The 3,133-nt window shown below is 69.2% G+C and carries 5 protein-coding genes; 2 read left to right on the plus strand and 3 right to left on the minus strand.

What is annotated here, in order from left to right:
* The first annotated feature begins 304 nt into the window (after positions 1-304).
* Entirely contained in the window at positions 305-1,258 is a 954-nt protein-coding gene (locus G6020_RS10100) for an L-lactate dehydrogenase (protein ID WP_182610529.1), read from the plus strand.
* Position 1,259: 1 nt separating this feature from the next.
* Here the strand turns inward: G6020_RS10100 and G6020_RS10105 are convergent, their stop codons facing one another.
* Positions 1,260-1,403, minus strand: coding sequence for a hypothetical protein (locus tag G6020_RS10105; protein ID WP_179524701.1), 144 nt, complete (start codon positions 1,401-1,403; stop codon positions 1,260-1,262).
* Positions 1,404-1,523: 120 nt separating this feature from the next.
* On the opposite strand from G6020_RS10105, the gene G6020_RS10110 reads away from it, so the two are divergent.
* Positions 1,524-1,925 (plus strand): DUF6157 family protein, encoded by a 402-nt coding sequence (locus G6020_RS10110; protein ID WP_182610530.1) that lies wholly within the window; start codon positions 1,524-1,526, stop codon positions 1,923-1,925.
* On the opposite strand, the gene G6020_RS10115 is transcribed toward G6020_RS10110, so the two are convergent.
* Together G6020_RS10115 and G6020_RS10120 are read right to left on the minus strand one after the other, a co-directional pair.
* Positions 1,922-2,539 (minus strand): GDSL-type esterase/lipase family protein, encoded by a 618-nt coding sequence (locus tag G6020_RS10115; protein WP_182610531.1) that lies wholly within the window; start codon positions 2,537-2,539, stop codon positions 1,922-1,924. The two genes, G6020_RS10110 and G6020_RS10115, sit on opposite strands and share 4 nt — an antisense overlap.
* 118 nt (positions 2,540-2,657) lie before the next feature.
* Positions 2,658-3,133: response regulator transcription factor (locus tag G6020_RS10120; protein ID WP_182610532.1), on the minus strand; the 476-nt coding region annotated here is incomplete at its 5' end.

Below are 3,133 nucleotides of genomic sequence, written 5' to 3' on the forward strand. Positions count from 1 at the left end.
GGCGCCCCCGAGCGCGCGGCGGCGGGCGGACCCCCACCGGGCATCGTGGCCAGTCGGCGACGCAGCTCAGCGACGCGGTCCGCCGTGCCGAGGCCGGACAGATCAACGACAGAGGTGCCCACTACCATCACCACCAACTCCTACCCCGGACGACACGCCGCCAACCGCTCGGATCGAACTATTTTTCGATCACGGGGAACAGTGAACACCACGAGTCCGACACAGTGCAAGAACACCTGTTCGAACGGGGTTCTCCTCGTCGTCGTCCCCCGTCGTTCACCCGGAGCATCTACCCTCGGTGACCATGAAGGCCTCCATCGGGAACCGCATCGTGCTCATCGGCGCCGGGGACGTGGGCATCGCCTACGGCTACGCGCTCGTCAACCAGGGCCTGGCCGACCACCTGTCCATCATCGACATCGACCACGACAAACTGGTCGGTGAGGTCATGGACCTCAACCACGGCGTCGTGTGGGCACCCTCCCCCACCCTCGTCACGGAGGGCACCTACGACGACTGTGCGGACGCCACGATGGTGGTGATCTGCGCCGGCGCCGCCCAGCGACCCGGTGAGTCGCGGCTCGACCTGGTCGGCAGGAACATGGCGATCTTCGAGGGGATCGTCGGCGACATCATGGCAACCGGCTTCGACGGCATCCTGCTCGTGGCCACCAACCCCGTCGACATCCTCGCCCAGGCCTCGTGGCGCTACTCCGGCCTGCCCTCCGCGCAGGTCATCGGCTCCGGCACGATCCTCGATTCCGCGCGTTTCCGGTTCATGCTGGGCGAGTACTACGACGTCGCCCCGATGAGCGTGCACGCCTCGATCATCGGCGAGCACGGCGACACCGAACTACCGGTCTTCTCGTCGGCCAACGTCTCCGGGGTGCCTCTGCGCCGGGATCTCGACGGGGACCCGGCCACGCGGGAACGATTGGCCCAGATCTTCACGGAGACCAGGGACGCCGCCTACCGGATCATCGACTCCAAGGGGTCCACCAGTTACGGCATCGGCATGGGGCTCGCCCGCATCACGCGCGCCGTCCTACGCAACGAGCAGGTGTCGCTCCCGGTCTCCACGTTGCTGCGGGGCGAGTACGGCGAGGACGGGATCTACATCGGTGTGCCCGCGGTGATCGGACGGACCGGCGTGCAACGCGTGGTGGAGCTGGAACTCGACGCCACCGAGACCGAACAGTTCGCCCGCAGCGCGTCTGCGCTGCGGGCGGTGTCGGAGCAGTTCGAGATACTGCGCTGAGTCAGGGGGTGGCGGGGGGATCACTGGCCGGGAAGGACTCGTCGCCCCACTCGTCGGCGACCGCGTCGTCGTGGTCATACCGGGCCTTGTCCGCGGGCTCCTCGGAATGCTGGCCGATGCGGTCAGGGTTCTGCGGACTCGTCATGATTCATCCTCCTGCCGCCGTACGGGGTGTGCGGCGATACTCAGATTACCGGAGACCACCGGCCCCGGGCGCGACGGAGAACACACCATCGCGGTCACTACGGGAACAGGAAAGAGCGCCATGCACAGCACCGACTACACCGACACACTGATCCTGCCCGCACCCGACACCAGGGCCGAGACGGCCACGGCACCGCCGGCCGGGAAACGCTCGATCGCCGAGTTGCAGTACGAGAGGCTCTCGGGTGCGGACTACACCTGGACGAGCGACGATCTGATCTTCGACGTCCACTGCGCTCGCAAGGGCATCGGGGAGGCCGACCGCGCGGCCGAACGCGAGCGGTTCTTCTCCAAGGGCCAACCCTGCCTGCGCACCTCCCCGTTGACCAAGACGTACGGCTGGGCGATGCACTTCGACTCCGGCGGGAGGATCGCGCTGCTGCCCATGGGCTCGGACCGTCTGGCCGAACTGCAGACCGACCCGTCCGTGACGATCAGGACCGCCATGAAGAGTTCCCGCTAGCCCGGCTCGACGTCCGGCAGGGAGCGCAGCCACCCGAGCACCGGGTCGCAGATGACCCGGGCGAACTCCTCGTACCCGGCGGGGCCGGGGTGTGCCCCGTCGCCGGCGGTGACCTCGCGCATCCACGCGCCGCCGGGCCGCAGTGAATCGAAGGTCGGCACGAACGGCACCCCGGCCTCGGCGCACACCGCGGCCATGGCCGCGGCACGGGCGGCGATCCGCTCGTTGACCTGCTCCCACATGACCGGTGGCGGCCCCACCACCAGGAACCGCCCCTCGGGAGCACGGGCGATCATCCCCCGCAGGGCCGAGACCGTGCCCGCCTCCTCGACACGGAGGGCACCCTCGTGCTCCATCACGTCGTTGACGCCGAACTCTGCGATCACCGCCGTGGTCGGGAACGCGGCCCGTCGGCGGTCGACCTCGTCCCAACGGTCCAGGATCATCTCGGAGGTGTCCCCGCCGATCCCCGCGACGGTGGTGTGGAGGCTCAGGCCCACCCCGGCGCCCTCCTCGACCAGGTGCGCGGTCCATCCACGTCCGGTCTCGTCGCCGTACCCGGCCACGAAGGAGTCACCGATGATGCAGACGGGGAGGTCGCGCGGTTCGCTCACGACGCCACGGTAGCTGGCCGGCGAAAACGCCAAGAGTGTTCCGCACACCCCACTCCGGGCAGATGTGTGCGGAACGCTCTTCGCGACGACACGGCACCGAGGGTGGGGGCGGCGTGCGTCAGTCCAGGTGTCGGGACTGCGCCCAGCGGGTGAGCGCGTGCCGGTTGGACTGCTGGGTCTTGCGCAGCACGTTGGAGGCGTGCGTCTCCACGGTCTTGACCGAGATGAACAGCTTCTCCGCGATCTCCTTGTAGGTGTACCCGCGTGCCAACAACCGCAGCACCTCCTTCTCCCGCGGAGTGAGGGAGTCGACCTCCGGGTCGTGGACGGGCTCACCCCGCTCCTCCGGCCCGGGAGCGGCGCGGGCGAACGCGTCCAGGACGAACCCGGCCAGGCGCGGGGAGAACACAGCGTCCCCGTCGGCCACGCGGCGCACGGCGTCGGCGAGCTCCCCACCGGAGATGGTCTTGGTGACGTATCCGCGCGCGCCGCCGCGGATCACGGCGATCACGTCCTCCGCGGCGTCCGAGACACTCAGTGCGAGGAAGGTCGACACGGGCGCCTCGGACGTGCCGGACGCGTCGGCCGTGCCGG

The organism is Dietzia sp. B19, assembly GCF_014145155.1.
GTDB lineage: Bacteria > Actinomycetota > Actinomycetes > Mycobacteriales > Mycobacteriaceae > Dietzia > Dietzia natronolimnaea.